The sequence below is a fragment of the Sulfurimonas sp. genome, assembly GCF_047622445.1.
Classification (GTDB): Bacteria; Campylobacterota; Campylobacteria; order Campylobacterales; family Sulfurimonadaceae; genus Sulfurimonas.
On the sequence record NZ_JBLHOE010000027.1, the window covers coordinates 16,707 to 42,127 of the forward strand.

Annotated in this window: 22 protein-coding genes; 6 read left to right on the plus strand and 16 right to left on the minus strand. The window is 32.7% G+C overall.

Features of this window, described 5'->3' with window-relative positions; translation table 11 throughout:
* Window positions 1–8: 8 nt before the first annotated feature.
* The 4 genes from ACI9TV_RS07730 to ACI9TV_RS07745 are packed head-to-tail and all read right to left on the minus strand — an operon-like array spanning window position 9 to window position 5,577.
* A complete protein-coding gene (locus ACI9TV_RS07730) occupies window positions 9–3,044 on the minus strand; it encodes an efflux RND transporter permease subunit (protein WP_415250201.1) in 3,036 nt (1,011 codons plus the stop codon).
* A 6-nt stretch (window positions 3,045–3,050) separates the two neighbouring features.
* On the minus strand, window positions 3,051–3,761 hold the full coding sequence (locus ACI9TV_RS07735) for an efflux RND transporter periplasmic adaptor subunit (RefSeq protein ID WP_415250202.1): 711 nt from the start codon (window positions 3,759–3,761) through the stop codon (window positions 3,051–3,053).
* Window positions 3,754–4,983 carry a TolC family protein gene (locus ACI9TV_RS07740; protein WP_415250203.1) on the minus strand — a complete coding sequence of 410 codons (1,230 nt, stop codon included), beginning with the start codon at window positions 4,981–4,983 and terminating at the stop codon, window positions 3,754–3,756. Before ACI9TV_RS07740 ends, ACI9TV_RS07735 begins: the two co-directional genes overlap by 8 nt.
* Window positions 4,984–5,577, minus strand: a complete 594-nt coding sequence (locus ACI9TV_RS07745) for a TetR/AcrR family transcriptional regulator (protein ID WP_415250204.1) — start codon at window positions 5,575–5,577, stop codon at window positions 4,984–4,986.
* Window positions 5,578–5,888: 311 nt separating this feature from the next.
* On the opposite strand from ACI9TV_RS07745, the gene ACI9TV_RS07750 reads away from it, so the two are divergent.
* Window positions 5,889–9,074 (plus strand): NAD-glutamate dehydrogenase domain-containing protein, encoded by a 3,186-nt coding sequence (locus ACI9TV_RS07750; RefSeq protein ID WP_415250205.1) that lies wholly within the window; start codon window positions 5,889–5,891, stop codon window positions 9,072–9,074.
* Window positions 9,075–9,114: 40 nt separating this feature from the next.
* On the opposite strand, the gene ACI9TV_RS07755 is transcribed toward ACI9TV_RS07750, so the two are convergent.
* Window positions 9,115–10,179, minus strand: coding sequence for an ADP-ribosylglycohydrolase family protein (locus ACI9TV_RS07755; RefSeq protein WP_415250206.1), 1,065 nt, complete (start codon window positions 10,177–10,179; stop codon window positions 9,115–9,117).
* Window positions 10,180–10,287: 108 nt separating this feature from the next.
* Between ACI9TV_RS07755 and ACI9TV_RS07760 the strand changes: the two genes are divergently transcribed.
* Window positions 10,288–10,662 (plus strand): DUF2237 family protein, encoded by a 375-nt coding sequence (locus ACI9TV_RS07760; RefSeq protein ID WP_415250207.1) that lies wholly within the window; start codon window positions 10,288–10,290, stop codon window positions 10,660–10,662.
* Window positions 10,663–10,806 (plus strand): hypothetical protein, encoded by a 144-nt coding sequence (locus ACI9TV_RS07765; RefSeq protein ID WP_415250208.1) that lies wholly within the window; start codon window positions 10,663–10,665, stop codon window positions 10,804–10,806. It begins immediately after the preceding gene.
* Between the two features lie 3 nt (window positions 10,807–10,809).
* Here the strand turns inward: ACI9TV_RS07765 and ACI9TV_RS07770 are convergent, their stop codons facing one another.
* The 9 genes from ACI9TV_RS07770 to ACI9TV_RS07810 all read right to left on the minus strand — a co-directional run bounded on the left by ACI9TV_RS07770 (window position 10,810) and on the right by ACI9TV_RS07810 (window position 20,582).
* Window positions 10,810–12,444, minus strand: a complete 1,635-nt coding sequence (locus tag ACI9TV_RS07770) for a diguanylate cyclase (RefSeq protein ID WP_415250209.1) — start codon at window positions 12,442–12,444, stop codon at window positions 10,810–10,812.
* 185 nt (window positions 12,445–12,629) lie between these two features.
* A complete protein-coding gene (locus ACI9TV_RS07775; RefSeq protein ID WP_415250210.1) occupies window positions 12,630–12,959 on the minus strand; it encodes a hypothetical protein in 330 nt (109 codons plus the stop codon).
* 60 nt (window positions 12,960–13,019) lie between these two features.
* Window positions 13,020–14,303, minus strand: coding sequence for a TRAP transporter large permease (locus ACI9TV_RS07780; protein ID WP_415250211.1), 1,284 nt, complete (start codon window positions 14,301–14,303; stop codon window positions 13,020–13,022).
* Window positions 14,300–14,779, minus strand: coding sequence for a TRAP transporter small permease subunit (locus tag ACI9TV_RS07785; protein WP_415250212.1), 480 nt, complete (start codon window positions 14,777–14,779; stop codon window positions 14,300–14,302). Before ACI9TV_RS07785 ends, ACI9TV_RS07780 begins: the two co-directional genes overlap by 4 nt.
* A gap of 15 nt (window positions 14,780–14,794) precedes the next feature.
* Window positions 14,795–16,240 carry a Mur ligase family protein gene (locus ACI9TV_RS07790; protein WP_415250213.1) on the minus strand — a complete coding sequence of 482 codons (1,446 nt, stop codon included), beginning with the start codon at window positions 16,238–16,240 and terminating at the stop codon, window positions 14,795–14,797.
* Window positions 16,241–16,242: 2 nt separating this feature from the next.
* On the minus strand, window positions 16,243–16,977 hold the full coding sequence (locus ACI9TV_RS07795) for an alpha/beta fold hydrolase (RefSeq protein WP_415250214.1): 735 nt from the start codon (window positions 16,975–16,977) through the stop codon (window positions 16,243–16,245).
* Window positions 16,978–16,979: 2 nt separating this feature from the next.
* Complete coding sequence (locus tag ACI9TV_RS07800; protein ID WP_415250215.1) at window positions 16,980–18,017, minus strand: D-alanine--D-alanine ligase; 1,038 nt, start codon at window positions 18,015–18,017, stop codon at window positions 16,980–16,982.
* A gap of 91 nt (window positions 18,018–18,108) precedes the next feature.
* Window positions 18,109–18,675, minus strand: a complete 567-nt coding sequence (gene ruvA / locus ACI9TV_RS07805) for a Holliday junction branch migration protein RuvA (RefSeq protein WP_415250216.1) — start codon at window positions 18,673–18,675, stop codon at window positions 18,109–18,111.
* Window positions 18,672–20,582 carry a flagellar assembly protein A gene (locus tag ACI9TV_RS07810; RefSeq protein ID WP_415250217.1) on the minus strand — a complete coding sequence of 637 codons (1,911 nt, stop codon included), beginning with the start codon at window positions 20,580–20,582 and terminating at the stop codon, window positions 18,672–18,674. Before ACI9TV_RS07810 ends, ruvA begins: the two co-directional genes overlap by 4 nt.
* 101 nt (window positions 20,583–20,683) lie before the next feature.
* Between ACI9TV_RS07810 and murJ the strand changes: the two genes are divergently transcribed.
* Genes murJ through ACI9TV_RS07825 form a run of 3 tightly spaced genes read left to right on the plus strand, consistent with a single transcriptional unit; the run spans window position 20,684 to window position 24,090 of the window.
* Entirely contained in the window at window positions 20,684–22,090 is a 1,407-nt protein-coding gene (gene murJ / locus ACI9TV_RS07815; protein ID WP_415250218.1) for a murein biosynthesis integral membrane protein MurJ, read from the plus strand.
* A gap of 15 nt (window positions 22,091–22,105) precedes the next feature.
* A complete protein-coding gene (locus tag ACI9TV_RS07820) occupies window positions 22,106–22,798 on the plus strand; it encodes an ABC transporter permease (protein WP_415250219.1) in 693 nt (230 codons plus the stop codon).
* Window positions 22,795–24,090 carry an APC family permease gene (locus ACI9TV_RS07825; protein ID WP_415250220.1) on the plus strand — a complete coding sequence of 432 codons (1,296 nt, stop codon included), beginning with the start codon at window positions 22,795–22,797 and terminating at the stop codon, window positions 24,088–24,090. Before ACI9TV_RS07820 ends, ACI9TV_RS07825 begins: the two co-directional genes overlap by 4 nt.
* Here the strand turns inward: ACI9TV_RS07825 and ACI9TV_RS07830 are convergent.
* Window positions 24,082–24,843: an ElyC/SanA/YdcF family protein gene (locus tag ACI9TV_RS07830; RefSeq protein ID WP_415250221.1), complete on the minus strand. Its 762-nt coding sequence runs from the start codon at window positions 24,841–24,843 to the stop codon at window positions 24,082–24,084. The genes ACI9TV_RS07825 and ACI9TV_RS07830 overlap by 9 nt on opposite strands.
* On the minus strand, window positions 24,840–25,421 hold a 582-nt coding region (locus tag ACI9TV_RS07835), incomplete at its 5' end, for an alpha/beta hydrolase (RefSeq protein WP_415250222.1). The genes ACI9TV_RS07835 and ACI9TV_RS07830, both read right to left, overlap by 4 nt.

A 25,421-nucleotide genomic window follows, 5' to 3' on the forward strand; every position in this document is an offset into this window, starting at 1 on the left:
TATCCTAATCAGGCTTTATTTTCATAAAATTTTCTCAACCATCTATCAAAAGGATTTATAAGTTTATACATAACAGGTACTATTAGCAAGGTTAAAACCATTGAACTAAGTAAACCCCCTATAACAGAGATAGCCATCGGAGCTTTTGTTTCGCTTCCTGAACCTTCCCCAAGTGCTAGTGGAAGCATTGCAAATACCATAGCAATAGTTGTCATTAAAATAGGTCTCAATCTTTTTTCACCAGCTTCTAAAAGTGCCTCATCTGCACTTTTTCCTTTAGACATTGCTTCATTGGCAAAATCAACAAGTAAAACAGCATTTTTACCAACCATTCCCATAAGAAGCATAAATCCAATCATCACAAACAAACTGAACTGTAGTCCACTTACATAAAGAGCAATCATCACACCGATAATACTTAAAGGCAATGCCATCATAATAATTATGGGCTGAATCAATGACTCATACAAAATAGCTAAGATAATAAACATCAAAATTACAGAAAGACCAATAGCCACACCAAAAGCTGCTCCTGTTTTTTCCATCTCTTCAGCAAATCCGGTAAATCTATAACTAACACCATCAAGTAAAAGAGAATCAATACTTTCTCTTGTATAGTTTACCGCACCACCTAAATCAAGTCCAAACAAATCAGAAGAAACCGTAACTTGTCTTTGTCTGTCAAAGTGATTAATAGTTGCTAGTGCCTTACTCTGCGAAAAAGTAACTAAACCATCTAAGTACACAAGTTTTCCATGCATATCACGAAGTTGAATTTTTTTAATATCTTCAATTCCTATACGATTTTCATCATCAAAACGCAAGGTAATGTTGTACTGCTTCCCATCTTCTTCGAGATACGAAATCTCCAAGTCACTAGAAAATGCAGTTGCTATTGCTTGAGCAATTTGACTAGCAGAGACTCCAATTCTGTTTGCACTTCCTCTCATAATATTTATATCAATCTGAGGTTTTCCATCATCAAGATTTGTATCTACATCCACAAAACCTTCTTTGCTTTTCAGATGCTCTATTAAATTCGCAGAAGAGACTTTCAAGTCCTCAAATGAGTCCGACTTTAAAACTATTTGATACGGAACAGTAACCCCAGTCCCTTTAATATCAGGAATTGCGGCAGCTGTTATAAACATATCTTCTTGATAAGGTTTTAGTTGTTTTCTAAATCCTTGAATTATTTCTTCTTGGTTTTGACTTCTTTGTGTCTTTTCACTTAACTTTACGTAAATCATCGACTTATGTTTTTCTTGTGCTGTGTTGTACCCAACACTCAGAGTTGTATAAAGTACGTCTTTATCTTTTCTTACTAAGTTCTCTATCACTTTAGATTTTTTTATCATCTCTTCTAAAGATACACTTGCATCTGCTTTGATTTTTATCTCAAATTCTGCTTTATCTTCTTTTGGGATAAAGTCCATTCCGATTTGAGGAAAAAGACTTAAGCTCCAAAAAAATGTTGCAAAAATAGCGATGAGAGTTATCAACTTAAAGCGTAAAACAAACTTCAGAATTCTGTCATATACTCTCTCTATAAATTTAAATATAGGCTCTGTCTTGTTGTAAAATTTACTTTCACCTTTTTGCAGTGTTCTAGCACTCAAACTCGGGATGAAACTAAGTGCTACGGTATACGAGATAATAACAGCAAAACCAACAGTCATAGCAAAACTCTCAAAGAATTTACCAACGATACCACTCATAAAAGATACTGGAACAAAAACAGCTAAAAGCATTGCAGAGATTGCTAAGATAGTAAATGCCATCTCTTTGGTACCCTCAAATGCAGCCTCGTATTTTTCCATACCAGATTCCATCTTCTTGTAAATATTTTCAATGACAACAATCGCATCATCAATGATAATACCAATTGCTAAAGTAAGACCAATAAGAGTCATTTTATTTAAATCAAATCCCATATAATCCATCAAAGCAAAGGTACCAAAAATTGAAGATGGAATGGATAAGGCTGATACAAGAGTAATAGTTATATTTCTTAAAAACACAAATATAATCACAACCGCCAAGAAAGAACCATAAATTAAATCAAATTGTACATGTTTAAGCGAATCAATAATATACGGTGAAGTATCGTTAAGTACTTCTACATTGTATTTATCTGCTGCCATTGTTTTAAGTAATGGAACTGTTTCCTTTACCTTTTGTACAATGTCTATCGTATTCGTTCCAGAGATTTTTTGAACTTCGAGCATTACCCCTTCTACTCCATTGTACGAAGCATAACTTTTTGCATCACTAAGGGCATCTTCTACTCTTGCTATATCTTTTAACTTAATATGATCTTTTATCTTTATATTTTTAAGTTCTTCAACACTAAGAGCATCTGCTTTAGTTTTTAAAATAAACTCTTTTGTTTTTGCGATGAGCTTCCCACCGCCAATTTTTACATTCTCATCTGATACTATGGAGTTGAGCTCAGATACAGAAATATCAAACTTATTTAAAAGCTTTGGATCTGGAAATATTTTTATCTCTCTATCTTTATATCCAATAATATTAATTGCCCCAACACCATTAATCTTTTGTAGTTTTGGTTTTACTTTTTCATCTGCAAAGAGCATCAAGTTTTTTATATCATTGTCTTTAGACGTTAAAAATATATTGATAACTGATGCCCCACCAATATCTAGTTTACTTACAAGGGGAGTCTTTGCATTACTTGGTAAAATAACTGCTGAAACTTTATCTCTTACATCATTAGTAGCTTCACTAATCTCTCGCTCAAGAAAGAACTTCACCATAACAACACTCATACCCTCACTACTTGTTGAAGTGATACTGTCCACTCCACCGATGCGTGAGATTGCTTCTTCAATCTTATCTGTAACTTGAGATTCTATAGTACTAGATTCAGCACCAGGATAACTCGTTTGTACAGTAACCATAGGAAAATCAACATTTGGAAATAATGCTGATGGCATTGACTTGAAACTCATATATCCAAATATAACCAATGTTATTACATACATAAGTGTAGATATTGGTTTGTTTATAGCTAATTTATACATTGTGCCCTACTTAGCATCGGGTATTTGTATATACCCTTCACCAAAAAGACCAACAACAAAATCTTTCGCTTTTACTTCTGCTTTTATCTTTCTGTTTGAGCTATTTGCAAATGGATATATTTTAGAGATTACACCTTCATATATTTTAGAATCTCCGTCAACTCCATATTTAAAGACTTGCCCTACTTTTACACTTTGATGATACTTTTGATCAAAACCAAGTATGAGTTTTCTTTTACTCTTACTCTGAACTTTAAATACAGTTTTGAGCATCATACCACTTACAGTATCTCCAATCTCAATATCTTTTTCATATATTACCCCATTAAAAGGAGCTCTTAAAAAAGTTTTGTTGTATTTTGCTTGTGCGTATGCCACTTCATTTTTTGCATTTTCATACTTAAATGCATATGTATCAAATTTTCCAGCATCAATGAGATTTTGAACTTTTAGTTGTCTTTCATAATCTTTTTTAGCAAACTTAAGTGCCGTTTTTGCCATCTCTAATGAAGCTCTAAAATCACGGTTATTGAGTGAAGCTAAAACTTGACCTTTTTTAACACTGTCAGATACATCATAATTTACCCTATCTGTAATCCCACTTGCATCAAATGCAAGCATTGCCTTTTGCTCAGGTGCAACTGTAAATGTTGCGTATATTTCACCTGCACTGAGTGTCATGATTACACTTAGTAATCCTAATAAAACCTTAGTCATTTATAAACTCCTCTAAATTTTTTCCTGCATAGTAGTAATACTGTCCATACGCTATTTGAGCATCATTTAATGATGTCTCATATAAAGACATCGCGCTAGTTTTTGAAGTCAAAGCATCAAGATAGGCTACATTATCAACTATTCCTGCCGTATACTTTTGCTCTATCGTATGAAAGGCACTTTTTGCCGCTTCTAACGCAGATAAAGCACTTTTAATTTTTATTTTATTCGTATTGATTCTTGCTAATGCTAATTCGTGTAACATTTCTTGCTCTAGTGTTTTATATTCTATTTGCGCAGAGAGGGCTTGAGAACTAATAGCAACGGCTTGTTTTGAACTTTTCAAGGTTGCATTATCATAAAGACGAAGATTGAGACTTACCATGAGTTTATTTTGATTATCAACACCTTTTGGGTGGAATGTATCTGTATCTGAGTAACTATATAAACTATATGTATCTTCTAAACGAATCTGTGGATAATAAGCACTATCTATAGACTCTGAATAATTATGCAACGCTTGTTTTGAGTATTCTAATGATTGTATAGCATCCATTACTTCAAGATTATTTTCTATGTTTTCATTAAATGATGATTTGTCTAAACTCGTAATTTTCTTACCAACTTGTAAAGATAAGTTTAACTTCGAAGATAAAATTTGCAACTTCACCGATTCCATCTCATATACATTTGTGTCATATGCAGCCTGGAGTCTGTCAACATCATCTTTTGTTGCTAAAGCAGCATCATAAAATGCATTCATTCTATCTAGCTGTGCTTTAAGGGATTTATGAGCTTCCTCTCTTGAACTAAGTGTCGCCTCTAAACTTTTAATACCAAAAAAGTTTTGCATTACTGACAAAGAGATACTTTTTTTCATATCCGACACATCATGTGAAGATGCTTTATACTCATCTCTCTTTTGCTTTAGTAGTGCTGACTTACTTCCACCATCATATAAATCAACTCCAACTTTTGCAAAACCACTATATGTATCGCCTGCTAAGCCAGTAGTTTTTTCATTCAAGTTTTGATAAAACCCACCAACATCAACGGTAGGATAATAAGCACTTTTCTTTGAATCAACTTCTCGAAGTTTTGATTGTTGGGTAAGTTCTTTTGAAGATACCAGTTGATTATTTTGATGTGCGTAATCTAAGAGTGACTTTAAACCCTCTGCATATATAAAAACTGGTAGAACCAATACAATAAATTTCAACATCTACTTCACCTCTATTAATATAAAAATAGCATCTATAAACTCATTTAGATCTTGTTCTAAAGTATCTAGATTATTTGTTGCAGATCCATCGAGAAACATTCCACCAGCAAATGCAAACAAACCTTTGAGTAACTTTCTTGCATGTGGAATAATTTCATTTTTATCAATTCCATCTTGGATAATCTCGCCAAACCAAAGTTGATAACGAGTTGAGCATTGAGCATTAAACTCTAGCATCTCTTCATTTGGTGAAGATAAAGCTATAGACATAAACTCTTTATAAAATCCTCTAAGTTCATACTCATTTTCATCATAGAAAAAACGAGCGAAAGCTTTTATCTTATCTTTAGTGGATACTGCAAGAACTATCTCCTTTTCTAATTTTTCAGAATGCTTTTGCATTAGAAAGTAAACTATCTCAAAAATTAAATCTTCTTTATTCTTAAAATAATCATATATAGTACCCTTCCCCACACCCGCCGTTTTAGCAAGTTGAGCAATTGTTAAATTCTTCATCCCATTTTCTAGCACAAGAGCTTTACACGAGAGTGCTATATCTTGTCGTTTTTGTACTTTGTCTACAATTATTGCCATCGTTTTACCTTTTTTATAAATGACTGACCATCGGTCATTTATAAAAGTTTATATGAGAATAGCTTAATTTTTGATTAATTATGAAATAATAAAATTTAATAATAGGGTATCCATAATCTATCTGAGCAGTTATGGGAGTTACATATAAATAATCAAGATATGAAAGTAACACAAAAAATGCTTCATTACCTCCACAATAAGCTTCTCGAGTAAAGGAGCTGAAACAAATTTATTTTAAATAACATTTTTAAATAACATTTTATTTATTATAATGGTACAATCTCAGTAGATATCAATATAAAAGGATTAACATGCCCTCTTCTTCCCTTAATGCAGTCTGTTCAGAACTGCTCTCAACAGATGATTTGAACATTGATGATGAACTTTTCCAAAGGGTAATAAAAGATAACATCATTACCAAAATCTCAGAAGATATAAAACAACCCTCTATAAATATATATGCAACCTCTCAACTTTATCTATCTTCTATTGTTCCAATATTACATGATTTTGGTTTTAATATCATAGATGAAATTGCATATAAACTACTTAAGAATAAACAAGATATTTACATAAACCGTTTCAATATCAAGATTGAAGATAATAAGAATATTAGTAAATCAAAATGTAATATAGAACAGGTTATATCTGATTCTTTAAATGGAACAATAATTTCGAGATGTCAGCTTTTTTCACTCGTATATAATGAGAATCTTTCTATACGAAAGATAATGCTTCTTCGCGCATTTATTGAGTATATAGATCAATCAGTACCTGAACTAAGTAGCAGCACTATACTTCAGACTATTACATCGTATTCAAAAATCTCCAAACTCTTTGTTGAGTACTTTCTTGCAAAATTTAATCCCAAGCTTTCTAAGCGTGAAAAGACACTGAAGGATTTTGAGGTCAGTATAGAGGAAAAGATTAAAGAAGTTCCAAATATTATGGACGATAAAATCCTGAAATTGACTTATGCATTGATACAAAACCTCCTAAGAACAAACTACTTTTTATATTCTAAAGCTATTTCATTCAAAATAGACACTAAAACCTACTCGGAAAACTTAAGAGGACTTCAGCCAAATATAGAAGCATTTGTATACCACCCTGATTTTAGCGGTCTTCATCTTAGAATGAGTAAGATTAGTCGTGGTGGACTGAGGTGGAGTGAGAGACATGAAGATTATCGCCAAGAGATAAAGTCACTTATGATTACGCAAGAGGGTAAAAACTCTATTATTATCCCGGATGGTGCAAAAGGTGGATTCGTTATCCACAAAGATAAATCTGAAATTACTAAAGATATTTTCAAAACTATTTACAGTACCTTTATAAATAACATGCTTGACCTTGTAGACAATATGGTAGATGGAGAAATACTTAGGAATGAGAAAATTGTAGCCTATGATGGTGATGATGCGTATTTTGTGGTAGCTGCGGATAAAGGTACTGCAAGTATGAGTGATGTTGCAAATAGCATAGCAATAGAAAGAGGATACTGGCTTGGAGATGCTTTTGCAAGTGGAGGAAGTAATGGCTTTGGACACAAAGAGTTGGGAATTACTGCTCGGGGTGCACTCATCTCAACAGAGAGGTTTTTTATTGAAAAAGGTATTGATATTCAACGAACCCCAATCTCAATTGTCGGAATCGGAAGTATGAAAGGCGATGTATTTGGAAATGGACTACTCTACTCAAAACAGTTTAAACTTATAGCTGCGATTTCACATAAGGAAATATTTATAGACCCTGATCCAGATCCACTTAAAAGCTATGAAGAGCGTTTACGACTTTTTACTGCTAAAGACGGGAGCTGGAGTGCTTACAAAAAAGAGCTGATTTCTAAAGGTGGCGGTGTATTTTTTCGCTCTACAAAAAGCATAGAACCAAGTCCTGAGATAAAGAAGATGATAGGAAGCACAAAAAAAGCTTTCAGTGGAGAAGAGTTAGCTAAAAAATTACTCATGATGAAAGTTGATATGCTCTTTAACGGAGGAGTAGGAACTTATGTTAAAAGTATTGATGAGAGCAACTTAGATTTAGGTGATAAACAAAATGAGGCAGTTAGACTTGATGCACATGAACTTCAGGCAAAAGTAGTTTGTGAAGGAGGAAATTTAGGATTCACTCAAAAAGCTCGTATTGAGTATGCTAGAGGTGGTGGTGAAATAAATATTGACGGTATTGACAATGCAGCCGGTGTAAATACATCTGATCATGAAGTTAATCTAAAAATACTTCTCAATATAATAAAATCAAAAAATCTTTTAAATGAAGAAGATGCCGATAAAACTCTGCAAAATTTAACAGAACAGGTAGTGAACCTCGTTTTATGGAATAACTATCATCAAACATTAGTTATATCTAAAGATGCAAAAATGAGTAAAACTTACTTAGCTGATTTTTTATCTACTATAGAGGTTCTTGAAAACAATCTTCCTAGTTTTAGCAGAAAAGATTTTCACATACCTAAAAACGAAAATATAAATGAGGTGTTATGCCCAATGGGTTCGATTGTAAGACCTGTGATAAGCTCATTAGTCTCATACTCTAAAATATTTATAAAAAACATACTCTTAGAATCAACTCTCATAGATGAGACTTTTGCAATACAGTATCTATTTAAATATTTTCCAAGAACCTTTGTTGGTGCGTATGAGCACGAAATATCTCATCACCCGCTTCGTCGTGAAATTATAGCTACTGTTATCGCAGATGTTGTTATCAACCTTCAAGGTACAACTTTTATAGCAAACTATGAAGAGAAACATCAAGATAAATTTTTATTAAAAATAAAATCATACCTAATCACAAATGAACTATTTGGTGCAAATGATATACGGTATGAAATATTTAGAAACGATCTTTCCATGGATATAAAGCAGCAGTATAAGTTACTATCTGAGATAGAGAGAACACTTAGCTTTTCTACAAGGTGGATGCTAAAATATCTAAACAAGCATCAAGTGGATGTAAACCATATTCTTGATTATAAAGAGAGTCTCTTCGATATTCTTAGTAAGATTCACGAATTTGATTTTGTTAAAATATTACCAGATAACCATAAGTTTAATCTTTTCTTTTCTGCTATAGAATATTTGCGATTTGCTGTAGCAGCAATCATGGTTAAAGAAACATCATCCCACTCCTTTGATAATGTTGCTCGACTTTTTTATATTGTTGTTAACGAGTTTAAAATTTTAGAGATGATAACATCATTAGATAGTATTGAGATATCAGTAGAAAATGAAAAAACTCTTCGTTATCAAATATTACAGTATATTGAGTATATTGTCGTTCATTATACGGAACAGGTGCTTACATTTCAAAGAGTCGATGAGTCTCCACAAATTGCTTTTGAGAACTACTTGGAAAATCAAAAAGAATCGTTTACTCAAATAAAAAATCAAATAGATACATTTATGAGCAAAGATGCAAAAGATATTAATGAGATTAATATCATAGTTAATCAAATTATGACATCTCTCATTTAATGAGACTAGACCTGAAAAATAAGATTGAAAAGCTAATTAATTAGCTTTTCAACAATGGTAACTTCGAGAGTAAATTTTCACAGTATTCATACTGTTCTAAACTCTCTAACCAATCTTTTCGAATCGCGTTTACTCCGCTATATGCACCAAGAACCATACCAATTGCAATAGAACGAGACGCATTGTCTCCACCTACCATTGCATTTGCTTGTATTGCCCTATTTAGTCCATCTTCTTTATCTACATATTTAAGTATAAAATATACTGAAGATGGAAGCGTTCCTTCAGTCGGGCTTGCTTTACCAACACGTATAGGTTCACTTCTTCCAATGTCCCAAAGTCGTGCCATAGAAGTAACAGCTAAATCATCAGCAAACTTTTCTTTTGAAAGTGCTGAGTTTTCATCTTCTACTTCAGTAACCTTTGCAATAGCTTGAGCAACTTTACCTTGAATAAACTCACTCATATGTACAGCAACGTTTTGAATCGCGTCACGAGGATGTTCTCCGTTAATCACTCTATGCGTAACACGAGCAAAGAACTCTCCGCCACTAAGCGCTTCTTCACTTCTATGTGTAAACATTGTTTTTCTAGCTAAGTCTGCTATCTCTTCTTCGCTTTCGTAGTATGCATGTCCGGCAACATGACGAATTGCCATTGCATTTGAAATACCACCAATACTTGTAACAGGACGACCCTCTTTTACTTGAGCATACGTCTCTTTAGTCATAGTACAAATCCATGAACCCCAATTATTTTCAAATCTATTCATCCAATGAGGAAGAATAGCTTGAACTTCAAAAGCTCTGGCAGGTTCGGCAATTTGTGCAAGATGTTCTAAAACTAAAATATTGTAATCGCCATAGTCTGTAGTACCTCCTGCTTTCTTCCCAGGATGATAATTTCTCTCGCCCCAACCTATTCCGTGTGTTGATCCACCCATCATTTCACCAGGAGACATAAACTTTTCTATAGGCTTATTTCCATATGCTGCGTAAATTTTTTGAGCATCATATTCATAGTGAGAACCTAAACATAGGGCATCTCCAACTATAGCTCCATAAAAAGCACCTTTTATTGCATCGTTCTTTGAAATAGTATTCATATATATAGCCTTATATTTTTTCTTGATTTTAGCGTGCTAAGTATATATTTATTTTAAGTTAAACGCTATTGGTTAAAATCATAGAAAAATTTAAAGGTACACTATACAATGAAAGAAATGACAGAGCTTAATGCAGTTGGCGGTATTTTAGAACCATGTAGCCTTGACCCAATGACAGGTTATTTTCGTACAGGTTCATGTCAATGTGGACCAAAAGATGAAGGTGTTCATACAGTATGTATTTACGCAACAGAAGAATTTTTAGCATATTCTAAAAAAGCAGGAAATGATTTATCTACACCAATGCCTCAGTATAATTTCCCTGGAGTCAAAACTGGCCAGAGTTGGTGTTTAAATGGTCCTAGTTTTTTAAGAGCATTAAGTGAAGGTGTTGATGTAAAAATCTTTATACACTCTACACATAAAAACATACTTAAACTTGTAGACTTAGAAACACTGAAGAAGTGTGCAATCGATTTATAGATGAGTGAAGAAGAAAAACTGAAATTTTACCTAGAGAAAATAAAGATCATTGCAACAGAGAACTTAGATAAAGACAATACCACTGCCTTGCAAGCTCTTAAAGAAGCCATAAACTACATAGAGAGTGAGTTTATTGGTTACTAACTTTTAGTTAACTTGTACACAGTTTCGTCCACTGTCTTTTGCTTTATAAAGTGCTGTATCTGCTCTTTGTATCATCTCATCTAAAAGATCATTTTCTTTATACTGTGTAACTCCGAAGCTAGCAGTTACATTTCCTACTATTCCTAAATCAAGATTTTCAATAATTAGTCGAAATTTCTCACAAGCTCTTTCTGCATTTGCAATGTCAGCATTATCAAAAAGTATAATAAACTCTTCCCCTCCCCATCTAGCAAAAGCATCAGTCTCTCTTATATCCATTAAAATACTATTTACTATACTACCAAGAACCTTATCTCCCTCAAGATGACCAAAGGTATCATTCACTTTCTTAAAATAATCAATATCTAAAATAGCAAGACAAAAAGATTTTTTTGTTCTTTTTACTTGTTTTAATTGATATATAAATACTTCTTCAAATTTATGTCTATTGGCAATACCTGTGAGTTGGTCTGTGTACGCATAATTTAAAGCCTGAACATGTTCCGTAACATCATAACTTAGGGCTAAAAACTCCAATATATTATCTTTTTTATCTAGTATTGGTACAATTGTAATATCAATATAGTAATCTGTTCCATTTTTTGAAGAGTTTTTAAGCGTGCCCTTATAAACTCTTTTAGATAATATAATATTCCATAATTTTTTAAACTCTTTTCTGGGATTAGTTTCATGATTTATAATGGCATGTGTTTTTCCTAAAACCTCTTCCCTTTTATAGCCAGTTATTTTACAAAATTTATCATTTACATAACTGATTTTGCCATCAATATCAGTTTTTGAAACTATCGCAGATAAATCAATAGCTTTTTTATGTTCTTCAAGAAGAGACCTTTGAGTATCTGACACCTCTATCTCATTTTCCAGTGCTACATTTGTATCATCAATTGTTTGTTCAAGTACCTTTTCTCGTCTAAAAAATATAAAAAAGAAGTATCCTAGTAAAAAAACTATTGCAAGAGATATAAGTGCTAAAATAGAGTACTTCACTAAGTTGTTTGCAGCGATCTCTTTATCTAAGGGTGTAATAACTTCTATAACCCCTCTCTTATCTCCTAGTTTCCATTTATTTTTCTCCCAAGTTCTTTCAGGGTGTGTATTGTGACACTTAACACAGGAGTCTTGCGTCATATAGTCTGTCACAGCTACTCTTAAAACTTCTTTTCCATCAATACTGTCTCTTTTTATATAAATCCCTTCGGGATTCTGACTAGAATATAGTAAAGCCTCTTTTTGGTACTCAGTTAAGACCCTTTCTTTTCTATTATTAAATGGATAATCACTGTAAAGATTATACTGTATCCCTGTATTCTCACTAAAAATTTTACTTAAATCATGAATTGTAGTAGTAGGTAAAGGTATAACCCCATTAACACCCTGATGCTCATAACTAAACTTGATTTTATCGGGAGCATATTTTTTTATATCTTCTACGACATTTTCAACATAATATTCTCTCGTTAATTTAATCTGTTTAACAGAATTGAGACTATTTGCCGTAACAGTTTCAATCGAATTCTTATCGGTAATATATGGAATGTAAAAAAACAAAAGTGATAGCATAGCTACCGTTGCAATAATTATGGGCTTAATTACATTTGTTTTATTTGATTCTACCATTACCAAACCTCATTAATATTTCGTATATAACAATTATATCACACTAATATAATGAAAGAAGCTATATATATATTATTTAAAATAGCATTATTGACATTAATTTAGTATAAAATTAAACTATAGTCAATATTTTCTTATCTTATACAAGTATTCAAGTACCTTAAATACTAATGGCTAACTTCTAACTAAAACTTAAAAATATTATTTTTTCCAGCTTGTTCAATAACTAGGTTGTTTCTCATAATATATAGTTTTTGTCCAGTTTTTTTATATATAATAGACTGAAATAGAGCCTTCGATCCGAGTTCATAATCTACAACTGTGATTTTATCTTTTTTAGAAATTATTACACAATCATGTGCAATAGCATATAATGTTATATCTAATCCACTTTCCCCTTCGCTTCTTGGCGCTTGTTTTATTGCCTGCATGCTTGTACAAGCTAAAGATTTTTTGCTTATATAATCCGCAGTAGAAAAAGTAAATACTAAGCCTAGTATTAGTAGAGATTTCATATATTTATTCCTTGTATTAAGTTTTTAGAAGTATACCTTATTTCATTATGAGAATTCCAATTATAAAAATGCAAATACTAAGTCTGGAAAAAGTACAACAAGTCCAAGAGCCAAAAGCTGTAAAAATATAAAAGGAACAATCCCTTTATAGATTTCAAGTGTTTTTATCGTATCTCCAGCTGCACCCTTTAAGAAAAAGAGAGACAAACCAAATGGTGGCGTTAAAAAGGATGCTTGAAGATTTAGCGCAATCAACACTGCAAACCAGAGAGGATCTATCCCAAAAGCATTCATTACTGGAACTAAAATTGGAACGATTATAAATGAAATTTCTATAAAATCTATAAAAAAACCAAGTATAAATATACTCAACATAGCAATTCCTATAAACATCCAAACATTACCAATATCTTCGCTGAAAAATTCTAGGATTAAATCACTTCCACCAAGTTCATTAAAGACAAGTGAAAATGCAGTCGCACCAATTAGAATCATGAAAATCATTCCACTTAATTTCACCGTCTCTTGCGTTACATACTTTACCATCTCAAATGAAAGTGACTTATTTAAAGAAGACAATAACAATCCACCCACAACTCCAAAAGCGGCCGATTCAGTGGGTGATGCAATCCCAGCAAAAATACTTCCTAATACACAGAGCATAAGAAGTAAGGGAGGTACTATAGAAATAAGAATTTCTTTCATACTCACATCTTTAATATCTTTAGCAATTGGAGCTACATTTGGGTTTAGATAGGCTGTTATCAAAATATAAGCTATATATAAACCAACCAATACAAGTCCAGGTAAAACAGCAGCTTTAAATAAATCTCCAACACTCACACTCATGACATCACCGAGAATAATTAAAATAATTGAAGGTGGAATAATTAACCCAAGTGTTCCACTCGCTGCTACTGTTCCTGATGCCAAACTTTTATCGTAGCCAGCTTTTAACATTAAGGGAAGTGCAATAACACTCATCATTACAACAGTTGCAGAAGCTATTCCTGTTGAGGCCGCTAGCATTGCACCAACCAGAACTACACTTACTGCTAGACCACCTCTCACATTACGAAAAAGTGCACTCATCGAAATCAAAAGCCGTTCTGCCATTTTTGATTTTTCTAAGACTAAACCCATCGCTATAAAAAGAGGAACAGCCATAAGAGTAGTGTTTGACATAATTCCAAATATTCTAAAAGGAAGCACTTCAAAAACTTCAAACCCAAGCTCAGGAATCAAAAATGCAAAAGCAATAGAAACAGTTCCAAATACAAAAGCAACAGGAATCCCAACAAGAAGAAGAACTAAAACCACAGCAAACATAAACAAGGCTATCATAATGATTTCCAAGTGGTGAAGTTTGTTTTAGCATCACTCAAAGCTTGAAGTGATAAAAATAAAAAAGATAAAGGAAGAAGAGCTTTTACCAAATAGCGATACTCTAAACCACCGGGATTTGAAGACGCTTCATTTTGAGTAAAACTCATTGCAACAAAGTCAATACCTATATATATAATCAAAACAGAAAAAGGAAGAATGAAAAAAAGTGAAGAGATAATGTTTAAAAGTGCTTTAGTTTTTTGGCTATAAGAAGCGTAAAATATATCTACACGAACATGTGCATTTTCTCTTAAAGTATAGGCAATTCCAAAAAGAATGATAACATCAAAAAGATGCCACTCTAACTCTTGAAGCGCAATAGAACCAGTTGAAAAAAGATAGCGGGCAGTTGCATCGTACACTACTAAGAGTACCAATACTGCTACTATAATAGCGGTAAAGTAGCCTAGGTATTTTATGAGTTTATCTATCATTTTATAGATTTGAACTTATATAAAATTAGGAGCATCATTCGCAAAAAGAATAATATCTCCTGCCCTGGTTTGACTTCCTAGTACTTCTGTAAGTACCGCTTTATTTGCTAGCATGATTTTGTTATGTACTTTTAGGTTTTTCTCAAAAAGCTGTGCATTAAGTGCGCCTGTTACAATCACAATATCAAATACTTCGTTGATTGCATCTATTAGTTTTAAGTTTAGCTCATCACTACTCTCAACAAGGCCAGGAGTAACTATAACTTTTCTACCCTCATGTAAAGAACAAAGTCTTACACCTTCAAGCATTCCATCGATGTTTCCATTGTAACCATCATCTAAAATGATTTTTCCGCCAGCTTTTATCATCTGTAGTCTATGTTCTACTGGTTCTAATCTTGAAACAGCTTTAATGATTTCTTCATTACTCATACCGAAGCTATTTGCAATTCTTGCAGCTACAGCAATATTCATCGTTTGAAATTCGCCTAATATATCAGTATGAAGTTTAAGGACTTCACCATTAAGTTCTAAATCAAAATCTATTCCCTTAAGAGTAGCCTCTATATTGGAAATGTCATTTCCAAAAAAAGTAACTTTGTCATGAGGTTCATCTGTTACAGAAGTATGAATAAAAGCCTTTTCTAACTTTGGAGACTGCATAATTTCTAACTTTGTTGCGATGATATTTTGTAAGGATTTAAAGTACTCTATATGTGCCGCGCCGACTTTTCCAACTACAACTGTTTGAGGTTCCACAAAAGTAGTGATGTCATAAATATCTCCACGCTCTCGTGCTCCTGCTTCACATACATAAATCTCTGTATCTTCGGGTAAAGAGTTATTTACATCACCCATAATTCCACCAAGTGTATTTACACTTCTTGGCGTTGCATACACATTAAACTTTTTACTTAAAATCTGTGCTACAAAATTTTTGATACTTGTTTTTCCGTAGCTACCTGTAATTGCTACAATTTGTAAGTCTTTCATCTCTGAGAGTTTCTTCTTTGCTTCTTTTTTATACGTAAGAAAAAGAAATTTTTCCATCATAGTACTACCAATGTAAGCAAGTGCTAAAGGCATAAATACACCATATGTTTCACATGCATCCTTTAAAGTACAAAGAACATTTTGAAAAAGAACTAAAGAGATAACAAGGATCAAAAATCTTTTAACACGCCATGTCAAAACAAGTTTTTTATCAAGCTTTTTATACCAAATAAGTATAGAGGGAACAACTGCAAAATAAAAAAAGATTATAAAGTACTGTCCCGTTGTATGGTACGCAATAAAAGGGATAATAAAGTAGAGTACATGCCAATGTGCTTTATGATGTTTTAAAATAACACGTGAAAGTTTATAGTCGTACCATTGCAGGTTTGTAATTAAGTACCAACCTAGAAGTGTTACAAGTAATGCATTCGTAACAAAAGCAACGAGTATCTCATAGTTATCCATAGTTAGTTACCCAAAGTTTCTAAAAAAGTACTTTCTACCTCTTTAGCTACTACACCTGATTGCTTTAAAAAGAAATAATGATCACCATCATATACTTTCATTCGAGAATCTTTTATAAGAGAATGAATTTTTTCACCCGCGAACAAAGGTGTCGCGGTATCCTCTCTGCCCCAACATATAAGTGCTTTTCCTGCATAATCTGCAAATTTATCAGAAAAGTTTTCATCTACTACATTTTTAAAAGTTTGATACATTGGTTCACTTAATTTCTGTGCATCTTTAGCAACAAAAAAAGAACGTAATTTTGCAAATCCAAAAATTTTCACTAGTTTAAAAAGTGCGATTTTTAGTTTAATTTTTATAGGTTTATTGATGTATATTCCTGCACTTGCTACAAGAACGAGTACTTTAGGATCAAGTAAAAGTGCTACCTTCCCACCAAAAGAGTGTCCTAATATTACATCTTTTGAAGCATTTATAAGTACCATAAACATCTCAACAATTCTTGCTATATCAGCAGTAGTAAGAGCTAAACAACATGTACTTTTTCCAAATCCAGGAAGATCTATATAGATATGACGGAACCCTCTCATATGAGGGGCAAAGGATTGTTTCATAAGGTTCTTATTTGAACCCCATCCATGAAGAACAATTAAATCTACTTTTGCCTCTGGATTTACAACTTCATAGCTAATATCAAAAGTATTTTGCTTATATTGAAGTGATTTAACAGCCATTACTATTTACCTTTTGCGGATGAAATAGAATGAATGTATTCATAGTTCACGGATGCACGTTTACCATGAGGTAATGAAGAGGCAAGAGCTTCTAAGCCACCTTCAAAATCTTCAAAAAGATAATTCGCCATAGATCCAGGAATAGGATTAATTTCATTTAAAAGTACTTCACCATTTACAACAAAAAAGTCACATCGGATAAGTGCACCTTCAAACATATTTTTATATACTTTATCAAAAGTATTTCTTAGTTTTAGTTCTAACTCTTCAGAGATGTCCGCTTTTAAAACTTGTTCACTTCTTGAAAAATCCATATATTTTTTTTCAAAATCTAGAAATTCTTCTTTTTGAGGTTCTTCGACAATAGAATATACAATTTTCCCATTCGCCATATATCCAGCAAGGTTATACTCTTTTACATCTTCTATAAATGGCTCCACTAAAATAGATTTATCATACTCATAGGCTACATCTAAAGCGTAATCAAGTTCACTTTCATCTTTAACTATACTTACTCCTATAGAGCTTCCTAAACTTGCTGGTTTTACTATTACAGGATAAGACATATCTATATTTTTATGTTCATTTGAGCAAAACATTTCATAAGCAACACTTTTAATTTTTTTTGCTTCACAAAGCCATTTTGTATATTTTTTATCATAAGAAAATACACTTGCATTTACCCGTGGTCCAATGTATTTTATAGAAAAGAAATCAAGCAGTGATGCAATAGTTCCATCTTCACCATCAGCTCCATGGATAAGGTTTAATACTGTCCCCTTATGTTCTACAGTGGAGAACATCTTTTTTTCTAGAAATGCACCATTACTTATACTAAGGCGAGGCATCTTTTTATGCTCGCCTTTTGAGAAAGTTGTTGCTTTCATTTTTGATGTGTCAATAGAATAAAATGAATGATCTTGATCACAAAAGATAAAACTTAAATCAAAATTTTGAAGCTTAGCTTTGAGCGTAATAGCACTTACAATACTAATTTCGTGCTCAAAACTTGCACCCCCAAATAAAATAGTTAATTTCAATATATTTCCTTATATAAGTTGTTTGTTTCCTTTGAAATGGACAAGTCCCTTTCAAATTCCTTGCACTAAAGCTACAAGCGTAAGCTTGAGACTAGATTGTTTGTAATAATTTCAAAGCTTCTTTGACCAATGAAGCGGTATCTTTACCACTACATGAGCTAAGAGCTTTTGATGTTTTTGCTTTTGTAAAGCCGAGTGATTCCAACGCCTCACTCGCTTGTGCAAAGGCTTGAGAGACAGGAGCTTCAGTTGACCCAACAAGTTCAATATCAAAACCAGCTAGTTCAACCAAAATACGTCCTGCACTCTTGGGACCTATTCCTGGAACTTTCTTAACTCCATTCATGTCTTTGTTGTTTATGACTACTGCAAACTGAGCTGGCGTATATGTAGAACAAATCGCCATTGCGACCTTTGGTCCTACTCCATTAATTTTTATGAGTCTTTGAAACATTTTCTTTTCACTCATCTCTAAAAACCCAAAAAGAAGCTGTGCATCCTCACGAATAATCTGCGTTATATACAAACTCACTTTATCGTTTTCTATGGCAGAAAATGTTTGAAGCGATATAAAAACTTCATAGACTACTCCACTTACTTCAATATGAACAAAAGCTGGTTCTTTATACTTTAGCGTACCATTTAGACCAACTATCAATCGTCTAAAACCTGTATTTCGAACTCGCCTTCATCTACTTTAACAAGACCAAATACTTTACCTGCTGAACCTTCTTTTGGCTTATAACTCAGATCAACTGTTGGTTCAATCATTTTAAAAATGAGTTCATTGTAGCCAACCCATCTATCTCTATTAATAATACGCGCGTCCATAATATTATCCTGAAATATTGAAGTTTTACTTCTTAAAATTTCTAATTCACCCTTTTTAAATTTAAGGGCACCTTCAAGTGATTTGAGATGTTCTTGCATTTTTTGAAATTGTTTATATTTTCTCACAAAACTATCAGGCATTTTTATAGCATTTTTTTTGTAATAAATAAGTCTTTTTTTAATATCGTTAAAAGAAGCTGTACCACCTTTTATTAAGTCAGTATATTTTTCAACATCTTTTCTAGTACTTTGAACTTCAAATTTTAAGTTTTTAATTTCATCTTTATTTTCATCCAAACCTGCTTTGGCTGACTTCTTTAACAATGGGTCAATGGTAAATGTATTTTCACTTCCTTGGAGCTTAGCTATTTCTATAAATTTTGAAGCTGTTGCTTTGACGTGAGAAGCACATATTTCAATGCTTATCTCTTTTGCTCTAATCTCTCCACCAAGTGCTTGAGATACGTTAACAATATCTCCATCAACAATACCATGTTCTAGTCTCGTAATATGAATTTGCTTTCCATACGCGCTACCTTTGTGTACATTAATTTTTAACTTATCTGCTCTTATTTCAGCTGTTTTATGAGTTTGACCACTAATACTTGCTTTAATCGCTCGTAACTTTGCATTAGAACCTACGTTACCCTCAATTTCTATCTCGGTAACCTCAACTTCCATTCCCATTCCAATGGCATCTTTTATTACATCTTTTTCTGACACATTTATATTTACATCCGAATCTAGTCCAGAAGTAATGTTTCCAGTTGTTTTAAAACTAATTTCACCCATATCCACTTCAGTTTTAATAGCATATACATTATTTTCAAAAGAGATATAACCATTTTCATTTGCAATATATTTAATCGATTTTTGTGTATCGTCTTCTCTAATAGTTTCATCTACAGTAAAAGTTGGTAGATTTACTTCTTCAACTTCTTTTGGAGCCATAAATTCGCCACGACAATTACGTCCAGGTTTACCAGTTTGTGCTTTTATATACTCTATAAGTATTTCGTCCTTTTTAACTGCTTTAATAAAACCTCTCGAAGCATAGTCTATCTTATGATGATCGTCAGTTTTTTCCTCTTTATCATAATGCATGATAAGCTTATCATTCACTGTCCAAGTTGGTTCGTAGGACTCAGCTATAAGAATTGTCTCATTTTTATCATACTTTATAGTTTCTTCTACTCTTACCTGTGCTATAAATTTCGAGATTGCTTCACCGAGCATCTCATCAAATATATGGATTAAGATTCCAACACGGACTTTGTGCTTGTTAATCATTAGCTCAAGTTCTTTGGAAAGTCTATCATTATACGTTATTTCAGAACCCTCTTTAATGCTTAAATATACTTTACATTTGGTAGCATTTGCACCGATGGCTAATCTGAAATTTTCATAAGTTGAATTTTCTTTTTTAGTGAAAAATTCAACTTCATACATCTGTTTCATTTGAAAATATGGATTTAGTAAGGCACTGGCATCATCAAGTTCATAAATCTCATCTTTAGAGATTTCTTCCCATTCTGTCTCTTTCACACCATCATTCATACGAGTGTATGTTTGTATTTCTAAAATATTAAAATCAATAGTGTCAACTTTTACGTTGTTGGATTGGGCAATAGCTAAAAGTTCTTTCGCTACATTTTGTACTCGCATAACTGTAGGACGAATTTTTTTAGATAACGATGTTGATGTTGTCTTTTCACTCGAGCCAAATAATGCCATATGTAATTCACCAAAATAATATTTAAATTTTTAAAGTCTACATTTTAACCTAAGTTTTGTTAAAATTTTGTAAAACTTATATTATTAACTTAAAGAAGCCCATGTTTAAAGCAATATTTACCAACAGTTTTGGAATTTTAGTATCAAGAATACTAGGATTTTTCAGAGACCTTTTAACAGCCTCAGTCCTTGGTGCAAACATATATAGTGACATATTTTTCATCGCTTTTAAACTCCCAAATCTTTTTCGTCGTATCTTTGCTGAGGGTGCTTTTACACAAGTATTTATTCCTGCATTTGCTAAGTCTAAACACAAGGGTGTATTCTCTGCAAATATCTTTATAGTATTTTTATCCATCATCTTTTTTTTAACACTTCTTGTAAATCTCCTACCCTCTTTAGCCACACAAGCTATAGCAGTAGGTTTGGATAAAAAAACGATAGAACTAGCTGCGCCATTTGTAGCCATAAACTTTTGGTATTTACCACTTATTTTTGCTGTAACATTTTTGAGTACTATGCTTCAGTACAAACACCATTTTGCTACAAGTGCTTTTTCTACTGCCCTACTGAACTTATCTCTTATCTTAGCCTTATACTTCTCACAAGACAAAACTCAAGGTGAAATAGTTTACTATCTTTCGTGGGGTGTTGTGGTTGGTGGTATATTACAACTCTTTGTACATATACTCGCTATATATAAATATGGTCTCTCTAAGATTTTACTTGGTGGATTTAAATACCTAAGAGTTAAATCAAAAATCATCAAAAAAGATACAAGTAACTTTACCAAACAGTTTTTTCCAGCAATGTGGGGAAATTCAACTGCTCAAGTGAGTGCCTTTTTAGATACCTTCTTAGCTTCGTTTTTAGTTACAGGCTCTATCTCTTACCTTTACTATGCAAACCGTATCTTTCAACTCCCCCTTGCTCTTTTTGCTATAGCTACAGCAGTAGCACTTTTTCCAAGAGTTGCTAGATACATAAAGAATAAAGATGAAGCTAAAGCAAAAGAGTTTATGTCAAAAGCTTTTTGGTTCTTAGCATTTTTACTTACAGCAAGTACTATAGGTGGAATTGTATTAGCTAAAGAGATTACATGGCTTCTCTTTGAACGTGGCGCATTTACAAGTGCCGATACAGCGAACACAACCGCAGTACTTCAAATGTACATGATAGGTCTCATTCCATTTGGTTTACAAAAACTCTTTGTACTATGGCTATTTGCCAAAGAGATGCAAGGTAAAGCTGCTGTAATAGCAACCTACTCTTTAGCTACATATATAGTTATCGCATTATCACTCATTTCACCAATGGGAGTGAGTGGTTTAGCACTTGCAAGTACTGTAGGTGGATTTGTAAGTTTCAGTTTGACTATAAGAGCTTTTGGAATACAAAACTTTTTAAATATTGTTCGTTGTAAGTATGCACTTTATCTTGTTATAGGTGCTGTTTTGTTTACTGGGTTGTTGTTGGTTTTTAAAGAATTTATTGGCGCTTATATATAAAATGGAATAAACTAAATGCAACTCATACCCGCCCAAAACATCATTTATATATTATTACCTTTAGCAATCGTGTGGTATTTTTACTATAAATGGGCAGATAATAAAACTGAAATTATATATGTCACACTCAGGATGATTGTTCAATTACTTGTCATTGGATATATTTTAATATATATCTTTGAAAACAATGATTGGTATATTGGTTTGTTAATTATCTCCATTATGATTATCATGTCTAGTTTTATAGCCTTTAGAAATATAAACAACAAAAATATCCATACTTTTTTTAGTATCTTAGTCTCTATTGCTCTTAGTGGCACTTTGAGCCTTATTATCGTAATTGAATTCGTTTTAGATTTAACGCAATTTTACGAACCAAAGTATGTAGTACCCATTGCTGGTATGATTTATGCCAACTGTATGAATGCCATTGCAATAGCAGCAGAGAGATTTGAGACAGAGTCAAAAACTTCTTCTTATGAACAAGCAAGAAAGGTATCTTTTAAAACTTCATTGATTCCTAAGGTAAATACTTTTCTAGCAGTTGGGCTAGTCTCTCTTCCAGGAATGATGACAGGTCAAATCTTATCTGGTGTAAGTCCATTAATCGCAGTAAGATATCAGATAGTTATTATGGCTATGATTTTAGGAAGCGCGGGGATAAGCGTGATTTTATATCTACTCTTTCAAAAAAAGGCGATTCATTGAACAAAAATATTCATAGAAAACGAAACAAGAATCTTGGTCTTCTAGAGTTAGTTGCCATTGCCCTTGGTGGTATGATTGGTGGTGGAATATTTACTGTTTTAGGTATCTCTGTGTCTATGATAGGGGTATACACACCCTTAGCTTTTCTCATTGGTGGTTGTTTAGCTTTTTTAGCCGTATATTCTTACATTAAACTCGCTGTGTATTATAAAGATGAAGGTGCTACCTACTCTTTTTTTAAAAAGACCTTCCCAAACTCTCCCTTTAGTGCTTCACTTGTTGGATGGTGGGTTATGTTTGGCTATATAAGTACTTTGTCTCTCTATGCTTATACTTTTTCATCCTATGCGATCAGTGGGTTTGATTTTGCTGATAATGACACCATACGTAAACTTGTTGCCGGCTCAATCATTTTGATATTTACACTTGTAAATATTTGGAGTGTTAAGGGTATGGGAAAACTTGAAGACCTTATGGTCTATACAAAACTCATTATACTGAGCATTATTTCTTTTGTTTTGATAAACAATGCGAATACAACACTCCCTACTCTCATAGAGAATAACTCTGAGTCCAGTATAATCTCGATTTTTATCGTTGCTTCACTTACATTTGTAGCCTTTGAAGGATTTCAACTTGTGATTAACGCAGTCAATGAGATGGAAGATCCCGATGTTAATATTTCTAAGTCTATTTATATTTCCTTGACTCTTGCTATGATAATTTACTTTGTACTTTCTCTAGGCGCGATACTAGCTATACCTTTTGAGTCAATTATTCAAAACCAAGAATACGCACTTGCAGCAGGAGCTGATAAAATTTTAGGTCATTGGGGTACAGACTTAGTGATTCTTGGAGCTTTACTTGCAACAAGTAGCGCTATTAGTGGAACATTATTTGGAGCTTCAAGACAAATGTCTGTAATAGCACACGATGGTTACTTCCCTTCATTTTTAGCAAAACGAAAAAACAACATCCCAATTTACGCTATTGTAACTATGTCCATTTTGTCATTTTTATTAATTTTAATTGGCGATTTAAAAGTTATCTTAGAATTTAGTAGCGTAACATTTTTACTTGTATCATTACTCATGGCTTACGCTAACTTTCGTATATATAAAAAGACTAATGCATCACTTAGCATAACTATAATTGCTATGATAGGACTTTTTAGTGGAATGGTACTTATCATATACTATGAGTATACAACGCAAGTAGAACAACTTTATTTTATAGGTGGTCTATATCTTTTACTTACCTTTGGAGCATGGATTTATTCGAAACTAAAGTAAAATACTAGCTTTTAATTCACCCCATATAATTCCTATATACTCATGCATTGCTATTTGTGAGTTTTTTAAACTTTCTACATTTGGCAATCTAAAATAACTTTTAAATGTACTCTTATAAAAGTTTGTGGGTGCTGGAATTGGATGTAAGCCAAATGATTCAAACAACATCATAGCTCTTGGCATATGTGTCGCCGAAGTTACTAATATAAAAGGCTCTTTTCCTACAATAGTTTTGGTAAACTCTGCTTCTTCTCTTGTATCTTTTGGCTTTGCATTAGTAATAATATTATCTTTGTTAACACCAAGAGCTATTGCTAAGTCAGTATTCATTTGAGCATTAGCCGTATTGGTTTTACCTTCATAGCCAGTAAATATTATTTTTGAATCTTTACATTTTAAATGAATAATTATGCCTTCAAGACTTCTTTTAATCCCTGCATTTCCAATTTGAGAAGATAAAGGTTGTTCTTTATCAGTGTTGTGAGCACTTCCCAATACATGGATATATTTAACATGTGTTTTATAGTCATATTTAGGATACTGATTTTCCAAATTTGCAACTAGGAAATTAGAAGAAGGAGGATAAGAGTATAAAAACATCAGCATAAATCCAAAACTCAGAAATATCTTTGAAAAACCTTCTCTTTTAGTAAATAAAAAATACAAGCCGATAATAAATATGGACATAAGCATACCAAAAGGTTCTAGAAAATACGAGAGAGTTTTCTTTAAAAAAAATCCTACTTCCATCATTTCATCACTCCATTAATTTTTTTAATTACATTTTCATCCCAAAGTAACTCTTTATGAGAAAGGTCATCATATTCTTTATAGAATATTAGATTTTTAATACACTCTTTTAACTTTCTAGCATTTTGAATATATGTAGTTTCATCATCACGACTTACAAAAAGATACGTCGGAGCATCAATACCTTGAACATGCTTTTTATTATCAAATTTATATCTAAATATATTACTCAAATCTATCATAGGGAAAATACTTCTTTCAACAAATTTTTCTCGTGCCAAAGATGCTATGGTATCGAAAGACCCAACTAAAAATACGCCTGAACATTTGACTTTACTTGCAACATATGCTGATACACTCGACCCTAGAGAAAAGCCAAGTATGTAAAAATTTCCATAGTTTTTTTGAACAGCGTTAGCTACTTGCACTCCATCTTTAAAAATATTTTTTTCGTTTGCAGTACCTCCACTTTTTCCATAAGAACGATAATTAAACGTTACAATTCTTTGCTTTGGGTAGAGCATAGACAATCGTTTGATTAAACCAACTGCATCATGAGAACGTCCGCCAAAGAACAAGAG

What these genes read in the sequence shown, in the direction of transcription:
- ACI9TV_RS07730 (WP_415250201.1), bottom strand. Translation starts at nt 3,044, where the DNA reads ATGTATAAATTAGCTATAAACAAACCAATATCTACACTTATGTATGTA.
- ACI9TV_RS07735 (WP_415250202.1), bottom strand. Translation starts at nt 3,761, where the DNA reads ATGACTAAGGTTTTATTAGGATTACTAAGTGTAATCATGACACTCAGT.
- ACI9TV_RS07740 (WP_415250203.1), bottom strand. Translation starts at nt 4,983, where the DNA reads ATGTTGAAATTTATTGTATTGGTTCTACCAGTTTTTATATATGCAGAG.
- ACI9TV_RS07745 (WP_415250204.1), bottom strand. Translation starts at nt 5,577, where the DNA reads ATGGCAATAATTGTAGACAAAGTACAAAAACGACAAGATATAGCACTC.
- ACI9TV_RS07750 (WP_415250205.1), top strand. Translation starts at nt 5,889, where the DNA reads ATGCCCTCTTCTTCCCTTAATGCAGTCTGTTCAGAACTGCTCTCAACA.
- ACI9TV_RS07755 (WP_415250206.1), bottom strand. Translation starts at nt 10,179, where the DNA reads ATGAATACTATTTCAAAGAACGATGCAATAAAAGGTGCTTTTTATGGA.
- ACI9TV_RS07760 (WP_415250207.1), top strand. Translation starts at nt 10,288, where the DNA reads ATGAAAGAAATGACAGAGCTTAATGCAGTTGGCGGTATTTTAGAACCA.
- ACI9TV_RS07765 (WP_415250208.1), top strand. Translation starts at nt 10,663, where the DNA reads ATGAGTGAAGAAGAAAAACTGAAATTTTACCTAGAGAAAATAAAGATC.
- ACI9TV_RS07770 (WP_415250209.1), bottom strand. Translation starts at nt 12,444, where the DNA reads ATGGTAGAATCAAATAAAACAAATGTAATTAAGCCCATAATTATTGCA.
- ACI9TV_RS07775 (WP_415250210.1), bottom strand. Translation starts at nt 12,959, where the DNA reads ATGAAATCTCTACTAATACTAGGCTTAGTATTTACTTTTTCTACTGCG.
- ACI9TV_RS07780 (WP_415250211.1), bottom strand. Translation starts at nt 14,303, where the DNA reads ATGATAGCCTTGTTTATGTTTGCTGTGGTTTTAGTTCTTCTTCTTGTT.
- ACI9TV_RS07785 (WP_415250212.1), bottom strand. Translation starts at nt 14,779, where the DNA reads ATGATAGATAAACTCATAAAATACCTAGGCTACTTTACCGCTATTATA.
- ACI9TV_RS07790 (WP_415250213.1), bottom strand. Translation starts at nt 16,240, where the DNA reads ATGGATAACTATGAGATACTCGTTGCTTTTGTTACGAATGCATTACTT.
- ACI9TV_RS07795 (WP_415250214.1), bottom strand. Translation starts at nt 16,977, where the DNA reads ATGGCTGTTAAATCACTTCAATATAAGCAAAATACTTTTGATATTAGC.
- ACI9TV_RS07810 (WP_415250217.1), bottom strand. Translation starts at nt 20,582, where the DNA reads ATGGCATTATTTGGCTCGAGTGAAAAGACAACATCAACATCGTTATCT.
- murJ (WP_415250218.1), top strand. Translation starts at nt 20,684, where the DNA reads ATGTTTAAAGCAATATTTACCAACAGTTTTGGAATTTTAGTATCAAGA.
- ACI9TV_RS07820 (WP_415250219.1), top strand. Translation starts at nt 22,106, where the DNA reads ATGCAACTCATACCCGCCCAAAACATCATTTATATATTATTACCTTTA.
- ACI9TV_RS07830 (WP_415250221.1), bottom strand. Translation starts at nt 24,843, where the DNA reads ATGATGGAAGTAGGATTTTTTTTAAAGAAAACTCTCTCGTATTTTCTA.